Origin of the sequence: Achromobacter sp. ACRQX (assembly GCF_022346505.1) — a bacterium.
Classification (GTDB): Bacteria; Pseudomonadota; Gammaproteobacteria; order Burkholderiales; family Burkholderiaceae_B; genus Achromobacter; species Achromobacter animicus.
In genome coordinates this window covers 46,330-69,212 of the sequence record NZ_JAKRML010000005.1, presented here as the reverse complement: position 1 = coordinate 69,212, position 22,883 = coordinate 46,330, and the positions used below count along the sequence as shown (strand labels likewise).

Sequence of the window (22,883 nt, the reverse complement as noted above, 5' to 3'; positions counted from 1 at the left end):
GATCAGCGCGCCAGGTACAGGAACAGCGTCGGCAGCTTGTCCAGCTGGGGCGCCGGCAACTTCTTCCAGTCGGCCACCGAATGGGTGACCACCCATTCGTCTGCCGTCGTCATCGAGCGCGCCACGCACAGCTTGGTGTCGCCCTTCAGGGTGGCGACCAGCGTGGCAAACATCGCGGCGTTGCGGTATGGGGTCTCGATCAACAACTGCGTCTGGTTGTGGCGGGCCGAGTGCTGCTCCCAGGCGCGCAGTTGCTTGGCACGTTCGCCGGGTTCCACCGGGGCATAACCATGAAAGGCGAAACGCTGCCCGTCCAGGCCGCTGGCCATCAAGCCCAGCAGAATCGAAGAGGGGCCTACCCAGGGTTTGACGGCGATCCCCATGCGGTGCGCTGCGTCCACGACCTTGGCGCCGGGGTCCGCGACGGCGGGGCAGCCTGCCTCGGAAACCAGGCCGATCTCCGCGCCGCGCTTTGCGGAGTCGAGCCACGCCTTGATCTGCGCGGCGTCGGCCTTGTCGGTGAGGGTGTGGATGGTGATTTCCTGCAGCGGCCGGGTGGTGCCGATGAGCTTCAGGAAGGCCCGGGCGGTCTTGGCGTTCTCGGCGATGTAGGTGTCCAGCCGGCCGGCCAGCGCGCGCACGTCGGCGGGCAGCCAGCGCTCGGGGGGCGCATCGCCCAGGCTGACCGGAATCAGGTGCAGGGCGCCGGTCATGCGGATGCTCCCGGGGCGTCGAGCGGATCCAGTCCGAAAGTTGCCAGCATGCGTGTCAACTCGATCAACGGCAGGCCTATGATGGCGGTTGGATCGTCGCTTTGAATGCTCTCCATCAGGGCAATGCCCAGGCTTTCCGCCTTGGCGCTGCCTGCGGTATCGTAAGGCTCTTCGGCGCGCAGGTAGGCGTCGATGGCACGGTCGGACAGTTGGCGGAACCGGCAGCGCGTCACAATGTCGGCCTTTTCCACGCGTTGGCCGTCGGTCACGGCCAGCGCGCTGTGAAACTCCACCAGTCTGCCCGACAGCGCGCGCAATTGCGCCTGGGCCCGCGTGAAGTCGCCCGGCTTGCCGATGGGGGCGCCGTTTACGGTGGCAACCTGGTCAGAGCCGATCACGATGCTGCCCGGATGTTTTTCCGCCACCACCATCGCCTTCGCGACGGACAGGCGCAGCGCCAGCACCTCGGGGGTTTCGCCAGGTTGTGGCGTTTCGTCTACATCGGGGGAAATCGCGGAAAAGGGCAGCCGCAGGCGCGACAACAGTTCTTTGCGGTATCGCGAGCTGGACGCGAGGATCAAACTAGGTTTGTGGGGCATGCGGCATTTGACGGTAATACGTAAGTCACAGTATTATCTAACGTTTTGCGGCATTTTTGCAGGAACATCAACATGACACCGAAGGGAAAGCCTGGCGATGCGAGTCGCCGCGCGGACGGATCGGCCGGTGCTGGTGTGAATGCGGCGGACTCTGACGTCAAGCGCATCGACGCCTTCGCCTTTGCCCGTCTGGGTAAAAGCGCGCAGGGCAGCATCGCCTTGGTGCGTCTTGCCCGCGTGGTCGATGGCCTGCCCGAGCAACCGCTGGGCGAAGCCGGACTCGTGACCTGGTCCGTGCAAGGCGAAGAAGGCAAAACCGGCTTGCTGATGGGCCAACCGCTTTTGCGCCTGCATGTGAAGGCGAATCCGGTGGTTGTGTGCCAGCGGTGCAATGCGCCGTTTGCGTATCCGGTCGACAGCGAAGTCGTGCTGCAACTGGTCAAATCCGAAGACGACCTCGACGATGATCATTCCTTTGCCGATCAAGGCGACGATGACGACGAGGACGACGAAGGCGTAGGAAGGGATTCTGTGGCCCAGCTACCTGAAAAGGTGGTGGGTTCGCATCATTTTGATCTGTTGGCCCAGATCGAAGATGAGCTCATTCTGAGCATTCCGTATGTGCCCAAGCATGATGTATGCCCGGGCGCGCAGGCCAAGGCCAGCGAAGCTCCTGAAGAGGAGCCCGCTGTCAAGCGTCCGTCGCCGTTTGCGGTGCTGGAACAACTGAAGCACAAAGATTGAGATCAACATCGGGCCGCATCGCGTACAATGCGCCCCGTTTCTAGGAGTCATCATGGCCGTTCAACAAAACAAGAAGTCCCCCTCCAAGCGCGGTATGCACCGTTCGCACGATTTTCTGGTGGCCCCGTCGACCGCCATCGAACCGAACACCGGTGAAACGCACCTGCGTCACCACATCAGCCCCAACGGCTTCTACCGTGGCCGCAAGGTCCTGAAGACCAAGGCCGACGAATAAGGCCCCCGGGCCGAACTCGTACTCGGACCATTTCGGCTGAGCGCTGATACCTGGCACCCGTGATACGCATCGCCATAGACTGTATGGGCGGAGACTTCGGTCTGCCCGTCACGATTCCGGCTGCGATCGAGTTCGCCCGGCAATTTCCGGACACCCGGCTATTGCTGGTCGGGCTTCCCGACGCTATCGAAGCGGCGCTTTCCGAGCACCGCAACGTGGCGCGCGATCGCTTTGAGATCGTGGCGGCTTCCGAAGTCGTCACCATGGACGACCCGGTCGAGGTCGCCTTGCGCCGCAAAAAAGACTCCTCCATGCGCCTCGCTGCCCAGTCCGTCAAGGATGGGCGGGCGGACGCCTGCATTTCCGCGGGCAACACGGGCGCCTGGATGGCCATCTCACGTTATGTGCTCAAGACGCTGGACGGCATCGACCGCCCGGCGATCGCCACGTCCATTCCGAACCAGACGGGCCGCGCCACCACGGTGCTGGACCTGGGCGCGAATGTGGACTGCACGGCCGAGCACCTGCTGCAATTCGCCATCATGGGCGCCGCGCTGTCGCAGGCGGTGGACCATCGCGACAACCCCACCGTGGGCTTGCTGAACATTGGCGAAGAAGTCATCAAGGGCAACGAAGTCGTCAAGGAAGCCGCCGAGCTTCTGCGCGGCAGCCCGCTGAACTTCTACGGCAACGTCGAAGGCAATGACATCTTCAAGGGCACGGTCGACGTCGTCGTCTGCGACGGCTTTGTCGGCAACGTCGTGCTCAAGTCCGTGGAAGGACTGGCGAAGATGCTGTCCAGCATCATTCGCGAAGAGTTCAAGCGCAACCTGATCACGCTGATCGCCGGCGCGGTGGCCAAGCCTGTGCTGAACCGCCTGCGCAACCGCGTGGACAACCGCCGCTACAACGGCGCGGCTTTGCTCGGCTTGCGTGGCGTCGTCATCAAGAGCCACGGATCCGCGGACGTTTACGCCTTCGGTTTTGCCTTGCAACGCGCGCGCGAAGCCGTAGTGAGTAAACTGCTGGAGCGCACCGCGCAGACGGTCGCTCAAATTACCAAGCGCGTTCAATCCGGCGATCGCCCATCGGCGGCGTCGCCCAACGTGGCTGGGGATACCGCTTGATGGATACCGCAATGAAATACTCCGTGATCGCGGGCACCGGCAGCTTCCTGCCGGAACGCGTGGTTTCGAATGACGAACTGGCTGCGGAACTGGCGACGCGCGATATCGCCACCTCCGACGAATGGATTGTCGAGCGCACGGGCATCCGTCAGCGCCATCTGGCCGAGCGTGGCGTGACCACCAGCCAGCTGGCCACCGAGGCCTCGCGCCGCGCGCTGGCCGATGCGGGCGTTGATGCTTCCGAAATCGATCTCGTCATCGTGGCCACGTCCACGCCCGATTTCGTGTTTCCCAGCACGGCCTGCCTGGTGCAGGCCAACCTCGGCGCCAAGGGTTCGGCCGCGTTCGACGTGCAGGCCGTGTGCAGCGGCTTCGTCTACGCGCTCACCACCGCCGACAGCTTCATCCGCGCGGGCCGCGCGCGCTGCGCGCTGGTGATCGGCGCCGAAGTGTTTTCGCGCATCCTCGACTGGAACGACCGCAGCACCTGCGTGCTGTTCGGTGACGGCGCCGGCGCTGTTGTGCTGAAGGCCTCCGACACGCCCGGCATCCTGGCGGCCCAACTGCATGCCGACGGCAGCCAGATGAAGATCCTCAGCGCCGCGGGCAACGTGGCCTACGGCGACGTCACGGGCGATCCGTTCCTGCGCATGGACGGCCAGGCCGTCTTCAAGCAGGCCGTCACCGTCCTGGACCGCTCCGCGCGCGACACCTGCGCCGAAGCCGGCGTCACCGTTGCCGACGTCGATTGGCTGATCCCGCATCAAGCCAACGTGCGCATCCTGAATTTCCTGGCTCGCAAGCTGGACGTGCCCGTCGAGAAGGTCGTCATCACCGTCGACAGTCACGCCAACACGTCCGCGGCCAGCGTGCCGCTTGCGCTCGATGCCGCGCGCCGCGACGGCCGCGTCAAGCCGGGCCAGCTCATCCTGATGCAGGGCGTGGGCGGCGGATTCACCTGGGGCTCGGTACTGGCTCGCATGTAAGGGTGTGCCCTGGCCGCGGCGGCATGTGTGCCGCGGGCGGCCGGAGAGCGCGCCTGGCATTCCACACAGACACTGAATCAATCCACACGCTCAATCATGAAAATCGCTTTTGTCTTTCCTGGCCAGGGTTCGCAAGCTGTCGGCATGCTGGACGCCTGGTCCGGCGTGGCGGCGGTCACCGACACCGTCGCACGGGCCTCGCAGGCGCTGGGTCAGGACCTGGGCGCGCTGATCGCGCAGGGTCCCGTCGAACAGCTCAACCTGACCACCAACACGCAGCCGGCTATGCTGACCGCCGGCGTTGCTTTTTACAACGCCTGGATCGCTGCGGGCGGCCCCAAGCCTGATGTCGTGGCCGGCCACAGCCTGGGCGAATACGCCGCGCTGACCGCCGCCGGTTCGCTGGCGCTGGAAGACGCCGTGCGCCTGGTGCGCGTGCGGGCCGACGCCATGCAGGCCGCCGTGCCGGTCGGCACCGGCGCCATGGCCGCCATCCTGGGCCTGGACGACGACGCCGTGCGCGCCGCGTGTGCGCAAGCCGCACAAGGCGAAGTGGTCGAGGCCGTCAACTTCAATGCGCCCGCGCAAGTCGTGATCGCCGGCCACAAGGCTGCAGTCGAACGCGCCTGCGAACTGGCCAAGGCTGCCGGCGCCAAGCGCGCCTTGCTGCTGCCCGTATCCGCGCCGTTCCACTCCAGCCTGCTCAAGCCCGCCGCCGACGTGCTGGCCGGCGCGCTCGCTGGCGCCGCTGTGTCCGCGCCGCAAGTGCAGGTCATCAACAACGTCGATGTGGCTTCGCCCACCGACCCCGACGCGATCCGCGATGCGCTGGTTCGTCAGGCGTGGCATCCTGTGCGCTGGGTCGAAACCCTGCGCGCCATGAAGGCGCAAGGCGTCACGCACGTCATCGAATGCGGTCCGGGCAAGGTGCTTGCTGGCCTGACCAAGCGCATCGACCCCGAACTCACCGGCCTGGCCATCACCGATCCTGCTTCGCTGGAAGCGGCGATGGCAGCCGTCAACGGAAACTGATCAATGGACAACACCTCGACCGAACTGCAGGGCAAGATCGCGCTCGTCACGGGCGCGACCCGCGGCATTGGCCGGGCGATCGCCCTGGAACTGGCCGGGCGCGGCGCAACCGTCGTCGGCACCGCCACGTCCGAATCGGGCGCGGCTGGCATCACTGAAGCGCTGGCGCCGTTCGGCGGCCGCGGCGTGGTGCTGGATGTGACCGACGCCGCTGCCTGCGATGCGCTGATCGACGCGCTGGGCAAGGAAGGCGGCGGTCCGCACATCCTCGTCAATAACGCCGGCATCACCCGTGATACGCTGGCGATGCGCATGAAGGACGACGATTGGTCGGCCGTCATCGACACCAACCTGGCTTCCGTCTTCCGCCTGTCGCGCGCCGTGTTGCGCAGCATGATGAAGGCCCGCTGGGGACGCATCATCAACGTGACTTCCGTGGTGGGCTCCAGCGGCAACGCGGGCCAGGCCAATTACGCAGCCGCAAAGGCGGGCGTGGCGGGCATGGCGCGTGCTCTGGCACGTGAACTGGGCAGCCGCAACATCACCGTGAACTGCGTGGCGCCTGGCTTCATCGATACCGACATGACGCGTGCGCTGGGTGAAAACCAGACCGCGGCGCTGCTGCAACAGATTCCGCTGGGCCGTTTGGGCTCGCCGGCTGACATTGCGCATGCCGTGGCCTTTTTGTCCGGGCCGCAGGCGGGTTACATTACCGGCACCACCCTGCACGTCAACGGCGGGATGTACATGCAATAAATCACGAATCACGCGCCGCCGCCGGGCAGCCGGCAAGGCGGCGCGCGATTCTCCGGAAACGCCGCACATGGTCAACCTGCGCCGGTCTCGGCGACAGAACAAATGCGCGGTGTTATTTTTGTCACGGTCAGGCGTTGCATCACTCCGCGCTTGGCTATAATTCGCGGGATTTTTCCCAATTGGAGATCTGCATGGAAAGCATCGAACAGCGCGTCAAGAAGATCGTCGCTGAACAACTTGGCGTCAACGAAGCCGAGATCAAGAACGAGTCCTCCTTCCTTGACGACCTCGGTGCCGATTCGCTCGACATGGTCGAACTGGTCATGGCCCTCGAAGACGAATTCGAGACCGAGATCCCCGACGAAGAGGCCGAAAAGATCACGACCGTGCAACAAGCGATTGACTACATCAATTCGCACGGTAAGCAGTAAGCTCAGCCTATATCGTCCTGGTTGCCCGATTTCGTCGGCCAACCTGGAATCAGGGCGGTTTCAGGAGTGCCGTGTGGTCCACCGGCAGGTCGGGCGTTGTAATGCCTCACCTGCCTTCATGTGGTCCACACGCGCAGCGCATCCCGAAAACCGCCTTTCTTTTGTCTGTTTGAGGAGTCATCCGTGAAGCGACGTGTCGTCATCACCGGCCTGGGTATCGTTTCCCCCGTAGGAAATGATCTGACCACCGCTTGGGACAATATCGTCAACGGACGTTCTGGCATCAGCCGCATCACCCGTTTCGATCCCTCGGCCATCACCACCCACATTGCTGGCGAAGTCAAAGACTTCGACATCAGTACCTATATTTCGGCCAAGGAAGCCCGCCAGATGGATACGTTCATCCATTACGGCCTGGCTGCCGGAATGCAGGCCTGGCGCGATTGCGGCCTGGAAGTCACCGAAGAAAACGCCGAGCGTATCGGCGTGATCGTGGGCTCCGGCATCGGCGGTCTGCCGCGCATCGAAGAAACCCAGGTCGATTACCTTGCCAAGGGACCTCGGCGCATTTCGCCGTTCTTCGTGCCGGGTTCGCTGATCAACCTGATTTCCGGGCATCTGTCGATCGCCTACGGCATGAAGGGCCCCAGCTACGCCGTGGTGTCGGCCTGCACGACCGGCCTGCATTGCATTGGCGATGCCGCACGCCTTATCGAATACGGCGATGCCGACGTCATGGTGGCTGGCGGCGCCGAATCCACCGTGTCGCCGCTGGGCATTGGCGGCTTTGCCGCCATGCGCGCGCTGTCGACCCGCAACGATGATCCTCAGACCGCATCGCGTCCCTGGGACCGCGACCGCGACGGCTTTGTGCTGGGCGAGGGCGCTGGCGTCCTGGTGCTGGAAGAGTACGAGCACGCCAAGAAGCGCGGCGCGCGTATCTACGGTGAACTGGCTGGCTACGGCATGAGCTCCGATGCCCACCACATCACCGCACCGGACAAGGACGGCCCGCGCCGCGGCGTGATTAACGCGCTGCGCAACGGCGGCCTGAATGCCGAAGACGTCCAGTACGTCAACGCGCATGGCACGTCCACGCCGCTGGGCGACAAGAACGAAACCGACGCGCTCAAGCTGGCGTTCGGCGACCACGCCAAGAAGCTGGTGGTCAACTCGACCAAGTCGATGACCGGCCACCTGCTGGGCGCGGCCGGCGGCATCGAAGCCGTGTTCACCACGCTGGCTGTGTACAACCAGGTCTCGCCTCCGACGATCAACATCTTCAATCAGGATCCGGAATGCGATCTGGATTACTGCGCGAACGAAGCGCGGCAGATGAAGATCGACGTGGGTCTGTCCAATTCGTTCGGCTTTGGCGGCACCAACGGCTCGATGGCCGTTCGCCGGGTCTGATTTGGACGACTTGGTCGGGGGGCGTTGGTCGTTCCGCCTACCTGTCTCGCAGCCCAAGGGAGCCGTCGCGCTCTTCGGGCTGGCGCTGGCCGCTGCGGCGGCCAGCGTGCTGACAGCGGCAGCCTGGCATGGTTATGCCTGGGCTGCGGCCGCGCTCCTGGCCCTTCTATTCCTCTTGGCCGGGCTGTTACACTCGGCTCGGAACGCCCCGTCCCCGGTAACGGCGCTACGTACCGCGACCGGGACTGGCCACTGGCAGCTACGCCGGCCGCAAGGCTGGCAGGACGCGCTGCTCCTGGACCAGCAACGGGGCCCAGCGTGGCTGACGCTTATCCTGCAGCCTTTGCCCACCGGGAGTACGGCCTTTACCACTAGCAAAATCACCCTCACCGTCTGGAAGCACACGCTGCGACCCGAATCCTGGCGCCGTCTGCGCCTCGTCGCGGGCACGGCGCGGCAGGCACGCCCGACGCGTCCTTTGCGGGAGGCCTCATGAGCGAGCGCGAAGTCGACGCCGAGCTTGTCGCCCGCGTGCAGCGGGGCGACAAGAAGGCATTTGATCTTCTGGTGCTCAAGTACCAGCGCAAGATCCTCCGTCTGCTGGCCCGGATGATCCGCGATCCCGCCGAAATCGAGGATGTGGCGCAGGAGGCCTTCATCAAGGCGTACCGCGCCTTGCCCCAGTTCCGCGGCGAAAGCGCCTTCTACACCTGGCTGTACCGCATCGCCATCAATACGGCGCGCAACTGGCTCGCCTCGCAGGGGCGGCGCCCCAGCGCGCCCAACGCGATTGAAACGGAAGACGGTGAAACTTTTAACGAAACCGACAACCTAACGGATATAAGCACGCCGGAATCCATGGTTGCCAGCCGCGAAATCGCCGAGACGGTGAACGCGGCCATTGAGGAACTACCTGAAGAATTGCGCACCGCAATTGTCCTGCGTGAAATCGAAGGTATGAGTTACGAAGACATCGCCCAGAGCATGGATTGCCCGATCGGTACGGTGCGCTCCCGCATTTTTCGTGCGCGTGAAGCCATTGCGACCAAGTTGCGTCCGTTGCTCGACACCGATGTCGAGCGTCGCTGGTAAGGAGTGGCAGTCATGCAAACAGCAGCCAAATCCGTTGAGATCGCCGAGTCCTCCTGGGAGGAATCGGTTTCCGCCTGGATGGACGGAGAAGATTCCGACGATATTCTTCCCAGTCTGTTGTCCAAAGAGGGACGTCAGACCTGGGACACCTATCATTTGATTGGTGATTCCCTGCGCAATTCCGATCTGGCGCTGACGCCCAGCGCGGCCTTCTCGGCCCGCCTGGCGCGCGCGCTGGACGCGGAACTGCCCATCGTAGCGGCGCCTCGGCGCCGCTCGCCGTTGCGCATGGGCCTGTCCGGCCTGGCTGTCGCCGCCGCAGTGGCCACGGTCGCGTGGGTGGCGCAGCCGTACGTCACCGGCTCGCCGGCGACGGATGTGCGCGTGCTGGCCGACGCCAGCTCGCCGGCTTCGGCCTCCGACGACTCGGGCCTGCGCGACTACCTGGAGGCCCATCGCCAGATGGCTGGCCCCAGCGCGGTCCGGCAGGTGTCGTTCGATGTCGGAGCGGGACGTTGATGGCGCTTGTGCTTCCATCACGCTGGCCGGTGCTGGGACGAGCTGCCTCGTGGCAGGCTCATCGCGCCGGCTGGTTCGCCGCCACGCTCCTCACTGCTTTCCTTGCCGCGCACGGTCCCGCGGCCGCCGCTGGCGCCACGCCGGCCGGCCAGACCGAAGACGTCGTGCAGCTGCTCACGCGCATCCAGCAGGCGGCCCGCAAGCAGGACTACGCCGGCGTCTTCATGTATCAGCAGGGCGACGTCATCCAGTCCTCGCGCCTCGTGCACGTCCTCGATGGTACCGGCGAGCGCGAACGCCTCGAGATCCTTGACGGCCAGCCGCGAGAATACCTGCGTCACAACGACGACGTGCAGTGCCTGATCCCCGAACGCAAGACTGTGCTTGTCGAGCGCCGTCGCGGAGATCGCTTCCCGGGCCTGTTGCTGGGCGATCCGGCCAACCTGTCGGAACACTACAAGATCCGCACGGAACCCACGCCGCACCGCGTTGCTGGCCGCGAATGCCGGCTGATCACGATCGAACCGCTGGACAAGCTGCGTTACGGCTATCGCCTGTGCGCGGACGTCGAAACCAATCTGCTGCTGAAGGCCCAGACGCTCAATGCCGCGCGTGGCGTGGTCGAGCAGGTGTCGTTCACCTCGCTGCGATTGGGCTCCGAAGTCGATCCGCAATCGCTGTCCTCGCGCTGGAATACCCGCGACTGGAAGGTGCTCGAGGCCAACATGCAGCCCGTGGACCTGGCGGCGCAGGGTTGGCGCATTCCGGCGCCCAACGGCTTCAAGACGATCATGCAGGTCTCGCGTGCCATGAAGCGCGGATCGCCGGTCAGCCAGATGGTGCTGTCCGACGGCCTGGCGGCAATCTCGGTCTTCATCGAGCCCTATGACAGCCAGCGCAATCACCAGCCGGCGCACGGCGCGTCCCAGCGCGGCGCGATCAATGTATATGGCGCGCGCATTGCGGATTTCTGGCTGACCGCGGTGGGCGAAGTGCCCGCCGCCACGCTGGAACAACTTGCGCAGGCCACTGAGTACGTGCCTCCCGCACCCGCGGCAGCCGCACCCGCGGAGGGCGGGGCCAAATAATTCCCGCCGTTCCGCAAGCAGCAATTTCGGAGTGACATATGAAAGCAATGACGGTCTCGAACGCTTTTTTCCGGCGCTTTCTGGCGGCTGTCGCGGCGGGGGCCATGCTGTCCACCGCCTACGTGCCGGTGACGGTGGCGCAGACGGCGCCTGCCGCGGTCGGATTGCCCGACTTCACGGCCATCGTTGAAAAGGCCGATCCGGCCGTCGTCAACATCCGCACGACCGCCACGGTTCCGGTGCGCGGCGGCGGCAATGGTCCTGGCGGCAGCGATCCCTACGAACTGTTCCGCTGGTTCTTCGGTCCCGAATTCCAGCCGCCCGGACCGCAATCGCCCAATCCGCGCCAGCGTCCGCAACCGACGCCGCCTGAAGAGCGCACCGTGCCGCGCGGCGTGGGTTCGGGCTTCTTCGTGTCGGCCGACGGCTACATCCTGACCAACAACCACGTGGTCGTCGACGCGACGGACATCTACGTCACCCTGACCGACGGACGCGAATTCAAGGCCAAGGTCATCGGCACGGACGAGCGCACGGACGTGGCGCTCATCAAAATCGAAGCCAAAGACATGACGCCGCTGGTGATCGGCGATCCCAAGAAGCTCAAGAAGGGCCAGTGGGTGCTCGCCATCGGCTCGCCGTTCGGCCTGGATTCCACCGTCACTTCCGGCATCGTCAGCGCCATCGGCCGCGATACCGGCGAATACCTGCCGTTTATCCAGACCGACGTCGCGGTCAATCCCGGCAATTCGGGCGGCCCGCTGATCAATCTGGACGGCGAGGTCGTGGGCATCAATTCCCAGATCATCTCGCGCAGCGGCGGATTCATGGGCATCTCGCTGGCCATTCCGATCGACGAAGCCATGCGCGTGGTGGACCAACTGCGCACGACCGGCAAGGTCACGCGTGGCCGGGTTGGCGTGCAGATCGGTGAAGTCGGCAAGGATGTGGCCGAGGCCATCGGCCTGCCCAAGGCAGAAGGCGCGCTGGTCAGCAGCGTTGAAGCCGAAGGCCCTGCCGAGCAGGCGGGTGTGCAGCCGGGCGACGTGATCCTGAAGTTCAACAAGGAACCGATCAAGCGCTGGTCCGACCTGCCGCGCATCGTCGGCGAGACCAAGCCGGGCACGCGCGCCGACATGGAAATCTGGCGCAAGGGCAAGAGCATGACGCTGTCGGTCAAGGTGGGCGAGATCCCCACCGAGAAGGCCGCTGCCGCCGGCAAGAAGCCTGCGCCGGAACCTGAGGTCACCAACGCGCTGGGCCTGGGCGTCATCGACGTCCCCGCCGATACCCAGAAGAAGCTGCGCATCAAGGGCGGCGTCCAGGTGAAGGTTGCCGATGGCGCGGCCGCGAAGGCGGGCCTGCAGGAAGGCGACATCGTGTTGGCGCTGAACGACACCGATGTCACCGGCGCAAAGCAGTTCGGCGAACTGGTCGCCAAGCTGGACAAGAGCCGCGCGACGGGCCTGCTGGTGCGCCGTGGCGACCAGACGCAATGGGTAGCGGTGCCTGCGTCCAAGTGATGACGGCCCGGACCGGCGGGCGCCTGCCCGGCGCCGCCACCGGGCAGCCAGCATGGCGGGAAACCGCCAGGTGCGGCCACCCCAGGGCGCTTTTTGTCCCGGGGCGCGCCCAGGGCAAAAAAAATGGCTCAAGACCGGCTAAAATGGCTGGTTGCCGCAAGAGGGGGCGCTTGGCGCCCCCTCAGTTTTGTCCGGGCCTAGCCCGTCAGCGCCTCACACGTCGGCCGTGCACATTCCGGCGGCGGTGTCTCCCGGCCGTGTGCCGTCTGTTCCGTCCCTTATAAATTCAAGCATGCAGCATATCCGCAACTTTTCCATCATTGCCCACATCGATCACGGCAAGTCGACCCTGGCCGATCGCCTGATCCAGCGCTGCGGCGGACTGGCGGATCGCGAGATGTCGGCGCAGGTCCTCGATTCCATGGAAATCGAGCGCGAGCGCGGCATCACCATCAAGGCCCAGACGGCCGCCCTGCATTACAAGGCGCAGGACGGCAAGATCTACAACCTGAACCTGATCGACACCCCGGGGCACGTGGACTTCTCGTATGAAGTCAGCCGGTCCCTGTCCGCCTGCGAAGGCGCACTGCTGGTGGTGGACGCATCGCAGGGCGTGGAAGCGCAGACGGTGGCCAACTGCTACACCGCTATCGAACTGGGCGTGGAAGTCGTGCCGGTGCTGAACAAGATGGACCTGCCGCAGGCTGATCCTGAAGGCGCCCGCCAGGAAGTCGAGGACGTGATCGGCATCGACGCCTCGGACGCCGTGCTGGCCAGCGCCAAGACCGGCATGGGCATCGACGAAATCCTCGAAACCATCGTGGCCCGCGTGCCCGCCCCGGAAGGCGATCCCGAAGCGCCGCTGCAGGCGCTGATCATTGATTCGTGGTTCGACAACTACGTCGGCGTGGTCATGCTGGTGCGCATCATCAATGGCGTGCTCAAGCCCAAGGACAAGATCCTGCTGATGGCGTCCGGCGCCACCCACCTGTGCGAGCAGACCGGCGTGTTCACGCCCAAGTCGCAGCAGCGTCCGCATCTGTCGGCGGGCGAGGTGGGCTTCATCATCGCCGGCATCAAGCAGCTTGAAGACGCCAAGGTCGGCGACACCGTCACGCTGGCCAACAAGCCCGCCGCCAACCCGTTGCCGGGCTTCAAGGAAGTCAAGCCGCAGGTGTTCGCCGGGCTGTATCCGGTCGAAAGCTCCGAATACGACCAACTGCGTGATTCGCTCGAAAAGCTCAAGCTCAACGACGCCGCGCTGATGTTCGAACCCGAAGTCTCGCAAGCGCTGGGCTTCGGTTTCCGCTGCGGTTTCCTTGGCCTCTTGCACATGGAAATCGTGCAGGAGCGCCTGGAACGCGAATTCGACATGGACATCATCACCACCGCGCCGTCGGTGGTGTACGAAGTCGAGCAGCGCGATGGCTCCGTGATCACCGTGGAAAGCCCGTCGCGCATGCCCGAGATCGGCAAGATCCAGGACATCCGCGAGCCCATCGTGAAGGTCACGCTGTTCATGCCGCAGGACTACGTCGGTCCGGTCATGACGCTGTGCAACAACAAGCGCGGCGTGCAGGTCAACATGAGCTATCACGGCCGCCAGGTTCACCTGGTGTACGAGATTCCGCTGGCCGAGATCGTGCTGGACTTCTTCGACAAGCTGAAGTCCGTGTCGCGCGGCTATGCCTCGATGGACTACGAATTCCTGGAATACCGCTCCGCTGACGTGGTGCGTGTCGACCTGCTGATCAACAACGACCGCGTCGACGCGCTGGCCGTCATCGTCCACCGCAGCAACGCGCGGCACCGTGCGCGCGACGTGGTGACCCGCATGCGCGGCCTGATCCCGCGCCAGATGTTCGACGTAGTCATCCAGGCGGCCATCGGCGCCGAAATCATCGCGCGCGAGAACGTGAAGGCGCTGCGCAAGAACGTGCTGGCCAAGTGCTACGGCGGCGACATCTCGCGCAAGAAGAAGCTGCTGGAAAAGCAGAAGGCGGGCAAGAAGCGCATGAAGCAGGTGGGTAGCGTGGAAATTCCGCAGGAGGCGTTCCTTGCCATCCTGCAGGTGGAAGACAAATAGAACCCCAGAAGGCGATTAGCTGATGAGTTGGAACTTTGCCCTGATCCTTTTTATTCTGCTGGTGGTTACCGGCGTTATCTGGGTGCTCGATCTGGCCGTACTGCGCAAGGGGCGCGAGCGCCGCGCTCAGGCCGCGATGGCGCAATACGACGCGGCACTGGTGGGCGATGCGCAAGAGGCCGAGCGCCTGCGGCGCGAGGCCGGCGACGCCGCGCGGCGCGTGCCCTGGTGGGTCGAATACGCGGTCAGCTTCTTTCCCGTCATCCTGTTCGTGTTCATGCTGCGCTCGTTCGTGGTTGAGCCGTTCCGCATTCCGTCCGGCTCGATGCTGCCCACGCTACAGTCCGGCGACCTGATCCTGGTGAACAAGTTCAGCTATGGTCTGCGCCTGCCCGTGATCGACAAGAAGGTCATCCCCGTCGGCGAGCCCAAGCGTGGTGACGTATTTGTGTTCCGGTACCCCGTTGATCCGAACGTCGACTACATCAAGCGCGTCGTTGGCCTGCCGGGCGACGAAGTCGCATACATCGACAAGAAGCTTTATGTCAATGGCGAACTGGTCCCGCACGTGCGTGATGGTGACTATTTCGAGCCGGATCGTGTTTCGTACATCGCGCAATATAAAGAGAAGTTGGGCGACGTTGAACACAAGATCCTGCTAGAAGAGAAGGTTCCGCAGGTGTATTCCCCGGAAAGGTGGACTTTTCCGTTCCGTGAAAACTGCCAATACAGCCACAATGGGGTACGCTGCAAAGTACCCGAGGGCAATTATTTCGCCATGGGCGATAATCGGGACAACAGCGCGGACAGCCGGTATTGGGGCTTCGTTCCGGAAGCCAACATCGTCGGCCGCGCTTTCTTCATCTGGATGAACTTCAGCGATCTGAGCCGTATCGGCCGATTCAACTGATTATGTCGCTAGCCACGCTAGAAAACCGCCTGGATTACCACTTCGGTGATGCGGCCTTGCTTGAACAGGCGCTGACGCACCGTAGCCACGGCGCGCGCCATAACGAGCGGTTGGAATTCCTTGGGGATTCCGTGCTGAACTTCGTCGTGGCGGCGATGCTGTTCGAACGCTATTCAAAAATCGACGAAGGCGATCTGTCGCGTTTGCGGGCCAACCTGGTCAAGCAGGCGTCGCTGGCAGATATCGCCCAGCGGCTGGAACTGTCCCAGTACCTGCGACTGGGCGAAGGCGAACTCAAGAGCGGCGGATTCCGCCGCCCGTCCATTCTGGCCGACACGGTCGAAGCGATCTTCGGCGCTGTCTTCCTGGATGCGGGTTTCGAGGCAGCGCGCCGCGTGATCGTGCGCCAGTACCAGCCGGTGCTGGCATCGGTGGATCCCAAAACACTCGGCAAGGACGCCAAGACCTTGCTGCAGGAATTTTTGCAGGGCCGCAAGCTGGCCCTGCCGCTGTATACGGTGGTGGCCACGCACGGCGCGGCCCACAGCCAGCAGTTCGAAGTCGAGTGCGCCATTCCGGCGCTCGATATCAAGGTAATGGCGCCCGGCGCCAGCCGCCGCGCCGCCGAGCAGTCGGCCGCCAAGCTGGCGCTCGAGGCCGCGCTGGCCGTCAGCCCGGCCACCAAGGCTGCCCGCAAGTCGGGCAAGGCGCGCAAAACCGCGCAATTGTCGCTGCCCGTGGCAGTGGCTCAAGAGACTAAATGAGCGATACCCCTTTTCGTACCGGCTTCGTTGCCATCGTCGGCCGCCCCAACGTGGGCAAGTCCACGCTGACGAACGCCCTGATCGGTTCCAAGATTTCCATCGTGTCGCGCAAGGCGCAGACCACGCGCCACCGCATCCACGGTGTGCTGACGCGCGAGCACGAGCAGTTCGTGTTCGTCGATACCCCCGGTTTCCAGACGCGCCACGGTGGCGCGATGAACCGCATGATGAACCGCGTCGTCACGCAGGCCCTGGCCGACGTGGACGTGGTGGTGCATGTGGTTGAAGCCGGCAAGTGGTCCGAAGGCGACGCCAAGTTGCTGCCGCTGTTGCCCAACCCCGAACGCACGATCCTGGTCGTCTCCAAGATCGATGCGCTGAAGAACCGCGATGATCTGTTCGCGTTCGTGTCCAAGATCATGGCGCAGCATCCGTTCGGCGCCGTGGTGCCGGTCAGCGCCACCAAGAATCAGCAACTGGACCAACTGCTTGACGAAATCGCATCGCGCCTGCCGGAAGGCGAGCCGATGTTCGAGGAAGACACGCTGACCGACCGTCCCATGCGCTTCATCGCGGCCGAACTGGTGCGCGAGAAGATCTTCCGCCTGGTGGGCGACGAGCTGCCGTACGGCTGCACGGTCGTCATCGAGCAATGGGAAGAGACCGCCAAGGGCGCCACCATCAACGCCTGTGTCGTCGTCGAGCGCGACAGCCACAAGCCCATCCTGCTGGGCACGGGCGGCATGCACATGAAGCGGATCGCCACCGAGGCGCGGCAGGACATTGCCAAGCTGCTGGACAAACCCGTGCATCTGGAGGTCTACATCAAGGTGCGCAAGGGCTGGTCCGACCGCGAGGGTGCGCTGCGCGACTTGGGTTATGAGTAGACGGGCGCCACGCGTCCAGGATCGACCGGGGTTCATGCTTCACGCCACCGCGTGGCGTGAAACCTCCCTGATTGTCCAGACTTTTTCTCGCGATCATGGCTGCGTGGCCATGGTCGCCAAGGGCGCCAAGCGCCCTTATTCCGTTTTGCGGCCCGTGTTGTCGGCTTTCCAGCCGCTGCTGCTGTCCTGGACGGGCAATGGCGAGGTCAAGACGCTGACGCGCGCCGAGATCGCCGGCATCCGGCCGCTGGCCGGGGCCGCGCTCATGTCCGCCTGGTACATGAACGAACTGCTGCTGCGCCTGCTGCCGCGCGAGGACGCGCATCCGCTGTTGTTCGACGCATACGACATGGCCTTGCAGCAACTGTCTGCCGGCAACCGCGCGGCCGGGGCGCTGCGCCGCTTCGAATGGACCTTGCTGCGCGAAACGGGTTACGGCGTCGACGAGGCGCCGCCCGATTTCGACGATCCTGCCATCGAGCCCGCCTTGCGCACCGACTTGCGCGCGCGACTGGCCGAGATTCTGGCGGGCCGTCCGCTGTCCACGCGGCGCGTGCTGCTGGACCTACAACGCATCTGATCCCCCCGCCGGCCTCATGACGTTCACGCTCAAACAGGTCGAAACCTTCCGCACCGTCTACGAGACGGAAAGCGTCACCGCCGCCGCACGGCGCCTGGACGTGTCGCCTGCAACCGTCAGCGCAACGCTGGCCGCGCTGGAAGCCAGCATCGAGCTGCGCCTGTTCGAGCGCGTGCGCCAGCGCATGCAGCGCACGCCCGAGGCCACGCTGCTGTATGAAGAGATCCGCCGCTTGAATGTGGGCCTGGAAAGCCTGGGACGCAAGATCCGGGCGATCCGCGGGGCGGCGCAGCCGCGGCTGCGCATCGGCTGCATCCACGCCTACAGCGGCGCAATCGTCAGCGATGCGATATCGCGTTTTCGCGTGCGCTATCCGGATACGCCGCTCTACCTGCAGATCCGCGATTCCAACACCCTGCGCGATATGGTGGTGTCCGGGGAATTGGATCTGGCGGCGGTGGCCGATGAATCCGAACTCGAAGGGCTGCGCGGGCATCGTCTGGCCAGCTTGCGCGCGGTTGCAGTGTTCCCCGCCAGCCATGCGCTGGCGCGCCTGGAATCGGTGAATTTCTCCCATCTGGCCGAGGTCGACGTGATTGCGCTGAATGCCGAAGACGGTTCGCGCAAGCGGCTGGACGCGCTCTTGCGTCAGGCCGGTCAAAGTTTGCGCGTGGGGATCGAGACGCCGTATTCCAGCACCGTATGCCAGCTTGCCCTGGCCGGGCACGGGGTGGGTATCGCCAACCCGGCCACGGCGCTGGGCATGGAGGCCATGGGCCTCACCTACCGGCCGCTCGAGGCGCCCGTGCATTTCGAATGCCACATGATCGTGCACGGCAGCCGCCCGTTGTCCGAAGCCGGTAAGTTCTGGGCGACGTGCCTGCGCGGCGCACTGGCGCCGCTGGTCGATCGGTTTGGTGTGTAGCCCGGGAATCAGCCCCGGCGGCCGTCGGACGTCAGCATCAGCACCACGTTAGATTCCGCATCGAGCTTGCCGGCCCGCCTGAGCCGCGCGACGGCCGCCAGCGCGGCGGCCGACGACAGTTCCGCGCCCAGTCCCATGCGCTCCAGGCGTTGCCGAGCCTGCCCGGCTTGCGCGTCGGAGGTCTCCACCGGCATGCCTTCCGACCGCGACAGGGCTTCCAATGCTTGCAGCGTGCACGTGCCGCCCGCAATGGAATACTGCTGCGTCGCGCTTTCCCATTGGCCACGGGCATCGCCGGTTTCCAGCGCGCGCGACAGGCGGGCGTAGGGTTCCACGGCGTGCAGCCGGGGCAGTCGGGCGATGCGTCCGGTCTGAAGCAGGTGCTGCCAGCCCAGGAAGATGCCCCACAGCAGGTCGCCGCGCGCGGTCGGGACGACGATGTCCGTGGGCAGACCGCAGTCGTCCAGGATTTCCTGAGCGATCGGCTTGTAGCCCTCGACGCCGTACGGATGCGTGCCCACCGGCGGATTCAGGTAATTGGTGCCCGCGAACGCGCCGTGGTTGCGGCACAGGTCGGCCACGTACGGCCAGCGGCCCAGACTGTCTTCGAAGGCGCGCAGCCGTGCGCCGAAGCGCTCCATGGCCTCGCGCTGCAGCGGGGGGCAGTTGTGGGTGATGGCGATGTCGGCCTGCAAACCGGCCGCCGCGCAGTAGGCGGCCAGCGACACGCCCGCATTGCCGCTGGAGGCCGCCGCGACGCGCGTGGCGCCGGCCAGGCGCGCACGCGAGACCAGTTGCGCCGACATGCGGTCCTTGTGGCTGCCGGTGGGATTGGCGCTTTCGCACTTGAGCCATAGCGCGCCCACGCCTTCTTCGCGTGCCAAGTCGGGCGGGGACAGGCATGGAGTGCCGCCTTCGCCCAACGTCACGGCCGACAGCACAGGCAGGGGTATGGCGCCGTCCTGCGACGGCGCGTCGTACTGGCACTCCAGGGTGGCGGGGTGCCCAGCCGCCAGGCACGAAGGGCAGCCTTCGGGATAGTCGCCCGCGGGCCAGAGGGTTGCGCAGCGGATGCAGCGCAGGCCGGTCAATCTGGGGTTCATCTGCATGGGTCAGTATCTTGAAGCAAGAGATTCCAAGGGAAGAGCGGGCGCGACCTGCAGCAGGCAATCGCCGTCGTCACTGCGCGCGATGGGACGCAGGCAGACCACGGTGCCCGCCTGTCGGCTGAGCAATGGGCGCGGAGGGACGTCGGGCCGTGCCGGCTCGATCAGGCGGCCGATGGGCTGCTGCGCGGCCACGGATTGTCCCAGCTCCACGGCGGGAACGAACACGCCGGACTCGCGGGCACGCAGCGTCGCGGCGGGGGCGTCCAGGTCGTAGAGGCGGACCTGCGCGTCCTGGGCGGGGTGTGCAGTAGCGGGACGGGACAGCAATCCCAACTCTGCCAGGCAGCCCAGCAGTCCGTCGCGGCAGCGGTCCGCCAGCGATTGGCTGGTTTCCCGGCCGCCGCCGATCTCGGCCGAAAGCCGCAGCACGCCGTGACGGCTGGCCGCCGCCGGCATGGAACCGGCCTCGCCGCCGCGAAAGAACACGCAGTCGGGCAGTCCGAATGCCCGCGCGAGCGCCGGCAGACGCTCGTCATACGCATCGTTGCCGTAGCGGGTGATGACCGATGACGGCAGGTAGCGCAGCGACGCGCCGCCGCTGTGCACGTCCACCATGGCCTGCACCCGGGGAAGCAGCCGAGCCTCCAAGGCCGCCGCGATGCTTTCGGTGTAGCCGCGCGCCGGTTCGCCCAGGAAAGCGCGGTTCAGGTTGCCGCCATCAGATGGCGACAGCCGCGTGCCGGCCAGCGACGCTTCCGCATTGACGGCGGGAAGCAGATAGACCGTGCCGCGTTGCAGAATCTCCGGCAACTGCTGCCACAGATCCAGAATCGCGGCCTGGCCTTCCCATTCGTCGCCGTGCACGCCTGCAATGAGCGCGACGGCAGGCCCCGGGCCCGCCTCGATCCGCAACACCGGGATCGCGACGCGCCGGTAAGCCGACGCGTTGGTGGCGGCGGCCACGGAGAAATCCTCGCGGGTTACGTTGGCCATGCGCAGGCTCCGTTGGGTGTTCGGGCGCGGTTCAATCCAGCGTGGCGGCCTTGATGATGCTTTCCCACTTGGGCAGCTCCTTTTTGATCTGGGCCTGGACATCCTGCGGCGTGCCCCCCAGGGGTTCCTGCGACCGGCTGCGCAACTCGCGGCTCACCGCGTCCGAGCGCAACGCCTGATTCATCGCGGCGTTCAACCGCGAGATCGCGGCAACGGGCGTGCCTGCCGGTGCAACCAGGGCGCTCCACGCGGACTGCTCGTACTCCGGATAGCCTTGTTCGGCCACCGTCGGCACGTCCGGGTTGGACGCGGCGCGCTTGCGGGTGGTGACGGCGAGCGCGCGCAGGCGGCCGTCCTTCAGGTTGCCAATCAAGGGCGGCAGGTTTTCCATCATGGAGTCCACGTGGCCGCCCAGCAGGTCCGAGAGCTGCGCGGCCGTGGCCTTGTAGGGGATCTGCCGAACCGCGGCGCCGGTCTGGGCGATGAACAGCTTGACGCCGACTTCGCTGGTCGTGCCCGGATCGGCCGAGGTCATGGTCAGGCGGTCCGGCTGCGCCCGGCTGGCTTCGATGAATCCTTTCAGATCGCGGTAGGGCGACGCGGCATTCACGACGATCACATTCGGGGTCTCGGCGACCAGGCCGATGGGCTTGAGGTCACGGTCAAGGTCGTAGAGCTGCTGCTTGAACAGGTACCGATGCAGCACCAGCGTGCCGACGTGGGCATAACCGATGGTGTAGCCGTCCGCGGGGGCCCGGACCACGGCCTGCGTGCCGATGCGGCCGCCGGCGCCCACGCGGTTTTCGACGACGACTGGCTGGCCGAGCAGCCGGCTCATCGCCTGACCGATCAGGCGGGCGGTGATGTCGGCATTGCCGCCCGCGGCGGCCGGCACGATCAGCGTGATGGCGCGTTCGGGGTAATCGGCTTGCGCGTGCGGCGCGGCAAGGCAAAGCAACAGGGCGGCAAGGCAGGCAGAGCGTTTCATGACGATTCCCGAGGCGTTGAGGGCTGCGCCATTGTGCGTCCGGGAATCGGCGTTTCCGTTTGGCTGACTAAGATGGTTATTCAAAAAAAGTTAAGGCAAGTCGCCGTTGCGCCGATCAGCCTGCTTGCCCAGTCCATAGCCGACGGCGGCCGCACCCAACGCCACCACGGCGCCCAGCAGTGCGATCAACGCCGCGCCGTAACCCAGCATGTCGATGCCCGCCTTCACCCAACCGCTGGCGGCATCGCCGCCGCGGTAGACCACGGTGTCGATGACGTTCTTCGTCTTGTACTTGTCTTCCGGCGTGACGGCCGTGAACAGCATTTCGCGACCGGGTCGGATCAGCGCGTACTCGCCGGCGCGGCGCAGGATCATGGCGGCCGCCAGCACGGCGAACACGGGGAACGCGGCCAGCGCCAGGAACGCCAGCGCCACCGCAAGCGGCACCGCGGTCAGCAGGAACCGCAAACCCAGGCGTGCGGCCACGCGCCCGGTGATGAAGATCTGCGACAGCAATGCCAGCGTCTGCACGGTGAAATCCAGGGCGCTGAAGACCCGGATGCGCTGGGCGGTGTCGGGGAACGCATCGGCAACCAGCCGCGCCTGTTCCATGTACAGAAACGTGTTCAGCGTGGCTAGCAGCACGACCAGCAGCGAAATACCCAACAGGTAGCGGGACTGGAAGATGCGCGCCAGCCCGGCGAGAATGCCGCCTTCGATGGGACGCTGCATGTCCTGCAAGCCCACTTCCGGCCGGGAAGCGGCGCGCCACGCCAGCAGCCATTGCTTGAGCGGTAGCGTGGCGGTCAGCAGCAGGGCCGACAAGACCAGCAGGCCCGCCGGACCCAACACGCCAGCGAGCAGCGCGCCGAGCAGGGGGCCGCACAGGCCGCCCGCGCTGGCGCCCGCCGCGATCAGCGCGAAGAGCCGCTTGGCCGATTCCATGCGAAACACATCGGCCATCAGGCTCCAGGCGATGGACACTACGAACAGGTTGAACACCGACAGCCAGACATAGAACGCGCGCGCCGCCCAGACGCTAGCGGGCTGCTGGTGGAGCAGGGCGGCAAAGCCCACCATGGTCAGCGCGAAGATGGCATAGACCCAGGTCACCAGCGTCGCGCGCGGCACGCGGGTGGAGATCCAGCCAAACAGGGGCACGACGGCGATGGTGGCAAGAAAAGTGGCGGTGAACAGCCATTGCAACTGGTTTACGCCCGCCTGGATCCCCATCGTCTCGCGGATCGGGCGCAGCATGAAATAGCCGCAAAAGAGGAAGAAGAAAAACGCGAAGCCGCAGGCGGCGGGAGCGAGTTCGTCCTCCTGGATGCCCAGCGCCCGCGACATGCGGGCGCGCCAGGACAGGGGGGCGGGCGCCATGGC

General features: G+C 65.3%; 24 protein-coding genes. 18 read left to right on the top strand and 6 right to left on the bottom strand.

The window, feature by feature from the left end; translation table 11 throughout:
• Nucleotides 1-2 precede the first annotated feature (2 nt).
• Together MHZ91_RS06845 and MHZ91_RS06840 are read right to left on the bottom strand one after the other, a co-directional pair.
• Entirely contained in the window at nucleotides 3-713 is a 711-nt protein-coding gene (locus MHZ91_RS06845; protein WP_239213037.1) for an SAM-dependent methyltransferase, read from the bottom strand.
• Nucleotides 710-1,312: a Maf-like protein gene (locus MHZ91_RS06840; RefSeq protein WP_239213036.1), complete on the bottom strand. Its 603-nt coding sequence runs from the start codon at nucleotides 1,310-1,312 to the stop codon at nucleotides 710-712. The genes MHZ91_RS06845 and MHZ91_RS06840 overlap by 4 nt, the downstream gene beginning before the upstream one ends.
• Before the next feature lie 72 nt (nucleotides 1,313-1,384).
• On the opposite strand from MHZ91_RS06840, the gene MHZ91_RS06835 reads away from it, so the two are divergent.
• From MHZ91_RS06835 to MHZ91_RS06750, 18 genes are all read left to right on the top strand, one after another.
• Nucleotides 1,385-2,056 (top strand): DUF177 domain-containing protein, encoded by a 672-nt coding sequence (locus MHZ91_RS06835; protein WP_239213132.1) that lies wholly within the window; start codon nucleotides 1,385-1,387, stop codon nucleotides 2,054-2,056.
• A gap of 52 nt (nucleotides 2,057-2,108) precedes the next feature.
• Nucleotides 2,109-2,291: a 50S ribosomal protein L32 gene (gene rpmF, locus MHZ91_RS06830; RefSeq protein ID WP_006218037.1), complete on the top strand. Its 183-nt coding sequence runs from the start codon at nucleotides 2,109-2,111 to the stop codon at nucleotides 2,289-2,291.
• A gap of 59 nt (nucleotides 2,292-2,350) precedes the next feature.
• Nucleotides 2,351-3,418, top strand: a complete 1,068-nt coding sequence (plsX, locus tag MHZ91_RS06825; RefSeq protein WP_175137337.1) for a phosphate acyltransferase PlsX — start codon at nucleotides 2,351-2,353, stop codon at nucleotides 3,416-3,418.
• Entirely contained in the window at nucleotides 3,418-4,404 is a 987-nt protein-coding gene (locus MHZ91_RS06820) for a beta-ketoacyl-ACP synthase III (RefSeq protein WP_175122955.1), read from the top strand. Before plsX ends, MHZ91_RS06820 begins: the two co-directional genes overlap by 1 nt.
• A gap of 96 nt (nucleotides 4,405-4,500) precedes the next feature.
• A complete protein-coding gene (gene fabD, locus MHZ91_RS06815; RefSeq protein WP_239213035.1) occupies nucleotides 4,501-5,436 on the top strand; it encodes an ACP S-malonyltransferase in 936 nt (311 codons plus the stop codon).
• A gap of 3 nt (nucleotides 5,437-5,439) precedes the next feature.
• Nucleotides 5,440-6,192: a 3-oxoacyl-ACP reductase FabG gene (gene fabG, locus MHZ91_RS06810; RefSeq protein WP_175122953.1), complete on the top strand. Its 753-nt coding sequence runs from the start codon at nucleotides 5,440-5,442 to the stop codon at nucleotides 6,190-6,192.
• Between the two features lie 191 nt (nucleotides 6,193-6,383).
• Nucleotides 6,384-6,623 (top strand): acyl carrier protein, encoded by a 240-nt coding sequence (gene acpP, locus MHZ91_RS06805; RefSeq protein WP_003813816.1) that lies wholly within the window; start codon nucleotides 6,384-6,386, stop codon nucleotides 6,621-6,623.
• Nucleotides 6,624-6,806: 183 nt separating this feature from the next.
• A complete protein-coding gene (gene fabF, locus MHZ91_RS06800; protein ID WP_175122952.1) occupies nucleotides 6,807-8,036 on the top strand; it encodes a beta-ketoacyl-ACP synthase II in 1,230 nt (409 codons plus the stop codon).
• A 492-nt stretch (nucleotides 8,037-8,528) separates the two neighbouring features.
• Entirely contained in the window at nucleotides 8,529-9,128 is a 600-nt protein-coding gene (rpoE, locus tag MHZ91_RS06795) for an RNA polymerase sigma factor RpoE (RefSeq protein WP_008161984.1), read from the top strand.
• 12 nt (nucleotides 9,129-9,140) lie between these two features.
• Nucleotides 9,141-9,647 carry a sigma-E factor negative regulatory protein gene (locus MHZ91_RS06790; protein ID WP_105237797.1) on the top strand — a complete coding sequence of 169 codons (507 nt, stop codon included), beginning with the start codon at nucleotides 9,141-9,143 and terminating at the stop codon, nucleotides 9,645-9,647.
• A complete protein-coding gene (locus MHZ91_RS06785) occupies nucleotides 9,647-10,735 on the top strand; it encodes a MucB/RseB C-terminal domain-containing protein (protein WP_175122951.1) in 1,089 nt (362 codons plus the stop codon). Before MHZ91_RS06790 ends, MHZ91_RS06785 begins: the two co-directional genes overlap by 1 nt.
• A 38-nt stretch (nucleotides 10,736-10,773) precedes the next feature.
• Nucleotides 10,774-12,258 carry a DegQ family serine endoprotease gene (locus MHZ91_RS06780; protein ID WP_175122950.1) on the top strand — a complete coding sequence of 495 codons (1,485 nt, stop codon included), beginning with the start codon at nucleotides 10,774-10,776 and terminating at the stop codon, nucleotides 12,256-12,258.
• Between the two features lie 292 nt (nucleotides 12,259-12,550).
• Nucleotides 12,551-14,344: a translation elongation factor 4 gene (gene lepA / locus MHZ91_RS06775; RefSeq protein ID WP_175122949.1), complete on the top strand. Its 1,794-nt coding sequence runs from the start codon at nucleotides 12,551-12,553 to the stop codon at nucleotides 14,342-14,344.
• A 22-nt stretch (nucleotides 14,345-14,366) separates the two neighbouring features.
• The gene (lepB, locus tag MHZ91_RS06770; protein WP_175122948.1) at nucleotides 14,367-15,254 is read left to right on the top strand and encodes a signal peptidase I; all 888 of its coding nucleotides are present in this window, start codon (nucleotides 14,367-14,369) and stop codon (nucleotides 15,252-15,254) included.
• A 2-nt stretch (nucleotides 15,255-15,256) separates the two neighbouring features.
• The gene (gene rnc, locus MHZ91_RS06765; protein ID WP_175122947.1) at nucleotides 15,257-16,018 is read left to right on the top strand and encodes a ribonuclease III; all 762 of its coding nucleotides are present in this window, start codon (nucleotides 15,257-15,259) and stop codon (nucleotides 16,016-16,018) included.
• The gene (gene era, locus MHZ91_RS06760) at nucleotides 16,015-16,905 is read left to right on the top strand and encodes a GTPase Era (protein ID WP_056321933.1); all 891 of its coding nucleotides are present in this window, start codon (nucleotides 16,015-16,017) and stop codon (nucleotides 16,903-16,905) included. Before rnc ends, era begins: the two co-directional genes overlap by 4 nt.
• The gene (gene recO / locus MHZ91_RS06755) at nucleotides 16,898-17,485 is read left to right on the top strand and encodes a DNA repair protein RecO (RefSeq protein ID WP_239213034.1); all 588 of its coding nucleotides are present in this window, start codon (nucleotides 16,898-16,900) and stop codon (nucleotides 17,483-17,485) included. The genes era and recO overlap by 8 nt, the downstream gene beginning before the upstream one ends.
• Nucleotides 17,486-17,501: 16 nt before the next feature.
• A complete protein-coding gene (locus MHZ91_RS06750) occupies nucleotides 17,502-18,410 on the top strand; it encodes a LysR family transcriptional regulator (RefSeq protein ID WP_175184247.1) in 909 nt (302 codons plus the stop codon).
• A gap of 8 nt (nucleotides 18,411-18,418) precedes the next feature.
• Here the strand turns inward: MHZ91_RS06750 and MHZ91_RS06745 are convergent, their stop codons facing one another.
• From MHZ91_RS06745 to MHZ91_RS06730, 4 genes are all read right to left on the bottom strand, one after another.
• Nucleotides 18,419-19,519: a pyridoxal-phosphate dependent enzyme gene (locus tag MHZ91_RS06745; RefSeq protein WP_239213033.1), complete on the bottom strand. Its 1,101-nt coding sequence runs from the start codon at nucleotides 19,517-19,519 to the stop codon at nucleotides 18,419-18,421.
• Nucleotides 19,520-19,522: 3 nt separating this feature from the next.
• Nucleotides 19,523-20,512, bottom strand: coding sequence for a succinylglutamate desuccinylase/aspartoacylase family protein (locus MHZ91_RS06740; RefSeq protein WP_239213032.1), 990 nt, complete (start codon nucleotides 20,510-20,512; stop codon nucleotides 19,523-19,525).
• Nucleotides 20,513-20,543: 31 nt separating this feature from the next.
• A complete protein-coding gene (locus tag MHZ91_RS06735) occupies nucleotides 20,544-21,500 on the bottom strand; it encodes a tripartite tricarboxylate transporter substrate binding protein (RefSeq protein ID WP_239213031.1) in 957 nt (318 codons plus the stop codon).
• Nucleotides 21,501-21,590: 90 nt separating this feature from the next.
• Nucleotides 21,591-22,880 carry an NTP/NDP exchange transporter gene (locus tag MHZ91_RS06730; protein ID WP_239213030.1) on the bottom strand — a complete coding sequence of 430 codons (1,290 nt, stop codon included), beginning with the start codon at nucleotides 22,878-22,880 and terminating at the stop codon, nucleotides 21,591-21,593.
• Nucleotides 22,881-22,883 lie beyond the last annotated feature (3 nt).

Bases quoted from the DNA above. Each gene is read 5' to 3' on its own strand.
- MHZ91_RS06845 (WP_239213037.1), bottom strand. From the start codon at position 713: ATGACCGGCGCCCTGCACCTGATTCCGGTCAGCCTGGGCGATGCGCCC.
- MHZ91_RS06840 (WP_239213036.1), bottom strand. From the start codon at position 1,312: ATGCCCCACAAACCTAGTTTGATCCTCGCGTCCAGCTCGCGATACCGC.
- MHZ91_RS06835 (WP_239213132.1), top strand. From the start codon at position 1,385: ATGACACCGAAGGGAAAGCCTGGCGATGCGAGTCGCCGCGCGGACGGA.
- rpmF (WP_006218037.1), top strand. From the start codon at position 2,109: ATGGCCGTTCAACAAAACAAGAAGTCCCCCTCCAAGCGCGGTATGCAC.
- MHZ91_RS06820 (WP_175122955.1), top strand. From the start codon at position 3,418: ATGGATACCGCAATGAAATACTCCGTGATCGCGGGCACCGGCAGCTTC.
- fabD (WP_239213035.1), top strand. From the start codon at position 4,501: ATGAAAATCGCTTTTGTCTTTCCTGGCCAGGGTTCGCAAGCTGTCGGC.
- fabG (WP_175122953.1), top strand. From the start codon at position 5,440: ATGGACAACACCTCGACCGAACTGCAGGGCAAGATCGCGCTCGTCACG.
- acpP (WP_003813816.1), top strand. From the start codon at position 6,384: ATGGAAAGCATCGAACAGCGCGTCAAGAAGATCGTCGCTGAACAACTT.
- rpoE (WP_008161984.1), top strand. From the start codon at position 8,529: ATGAGCGAGCGCGAAGTCGACGCCGAGCTTGTCGCCCGCGTGCAGCGG.
- MHZ91_RS06790 (WP_105237797.1), top strand. From the start codon at position 9,141: ATGCAAACAGCAGCCAAATCCGTTGAGATCGCCGAGTCCTCCTGGGAG.
- MHZ91_RS06785 (WP_175122951.1), top strand. From the start codon at position 9,647: ATGGCGCTTGTGCTTCCATCACGCTGGCCGGTGCTGGGACGAGCTGCC.
- MHZ91_RS06780 (WP_175122950.1), top strand. From the start codon at position 10,774: ATGAAAGCAATGACGGTCTCGAACGCTTTTTTCCGGCGCTTTCTGGCG.
- lepA (WP_175122949.1), top strand. From the start codon at position 12,551: ATGCAGCATATCCGCAACTTTTCCATCATTGCCCACATCGATCACGGC.
- lepB (WP_175122948.1), top strand. From the start codon at position 14,367: ATGAGTTGGAACTTTGCCCTGATCCTTTTTATTCTGCTGGTGGTTACC.
- rnc (WP_175122947.1), top strand. From the start codon at position 15,257: ATGTCGCTAGCCACGCTAGAAAACCGCCTGGATTACCACTTCGGTGAT.
- era (WP_056321933.1), top strand. From the start codon at position 16,015: ATGAGCGATACCCCTTTTCGTACCGGCTTCGTTGCCATCGTCGGCCGC.
- recO (WP_239213034.1), top strand. From the start codon at position 16,898: ATGAGTAGACGGGCGCCACGCGTCCAGGATCGACCGGGGTTCATGCTT.
- MHZ91_RS06750 (WP_175184247.1), top strand. From the start codon at position 17,502: ATGACGTTCACGCTCAAACAGGTCGAAACCTTCCGCACCGTCTACGAG.
- MHZ91_RS06745 (WP_239213033.1), bottom strand. From the start codon at position 19,519: ATGCAGATGAACCCCAGATTGACCGGCCTGCGCTGCATCCGCTGCGCA.
- MHZ91_RS06740 (WP_239213032.1), bottom strand. From the start codon at position 20,512: ATGGCCAACGTAACCCGCGAGGATTTCTCCGTGGCCGCCGCCACCAAC.
- MHZ91_RS06735 (WP_239213031.1), bottom strand. From the start codon at position 21,500: ATGAAACGCTCTGCCTGCCTTGCCGCCCTGTTGCTTTGCCTTGCCGCG.
- MHZ91_RS06730 (WP_239213030.1), bottom strand. From the start codon at position 22,880: ATGGCGCCCGCCCCCCTGTCCTGGCGCGCCCGCATGTCGCGGGCGCTG.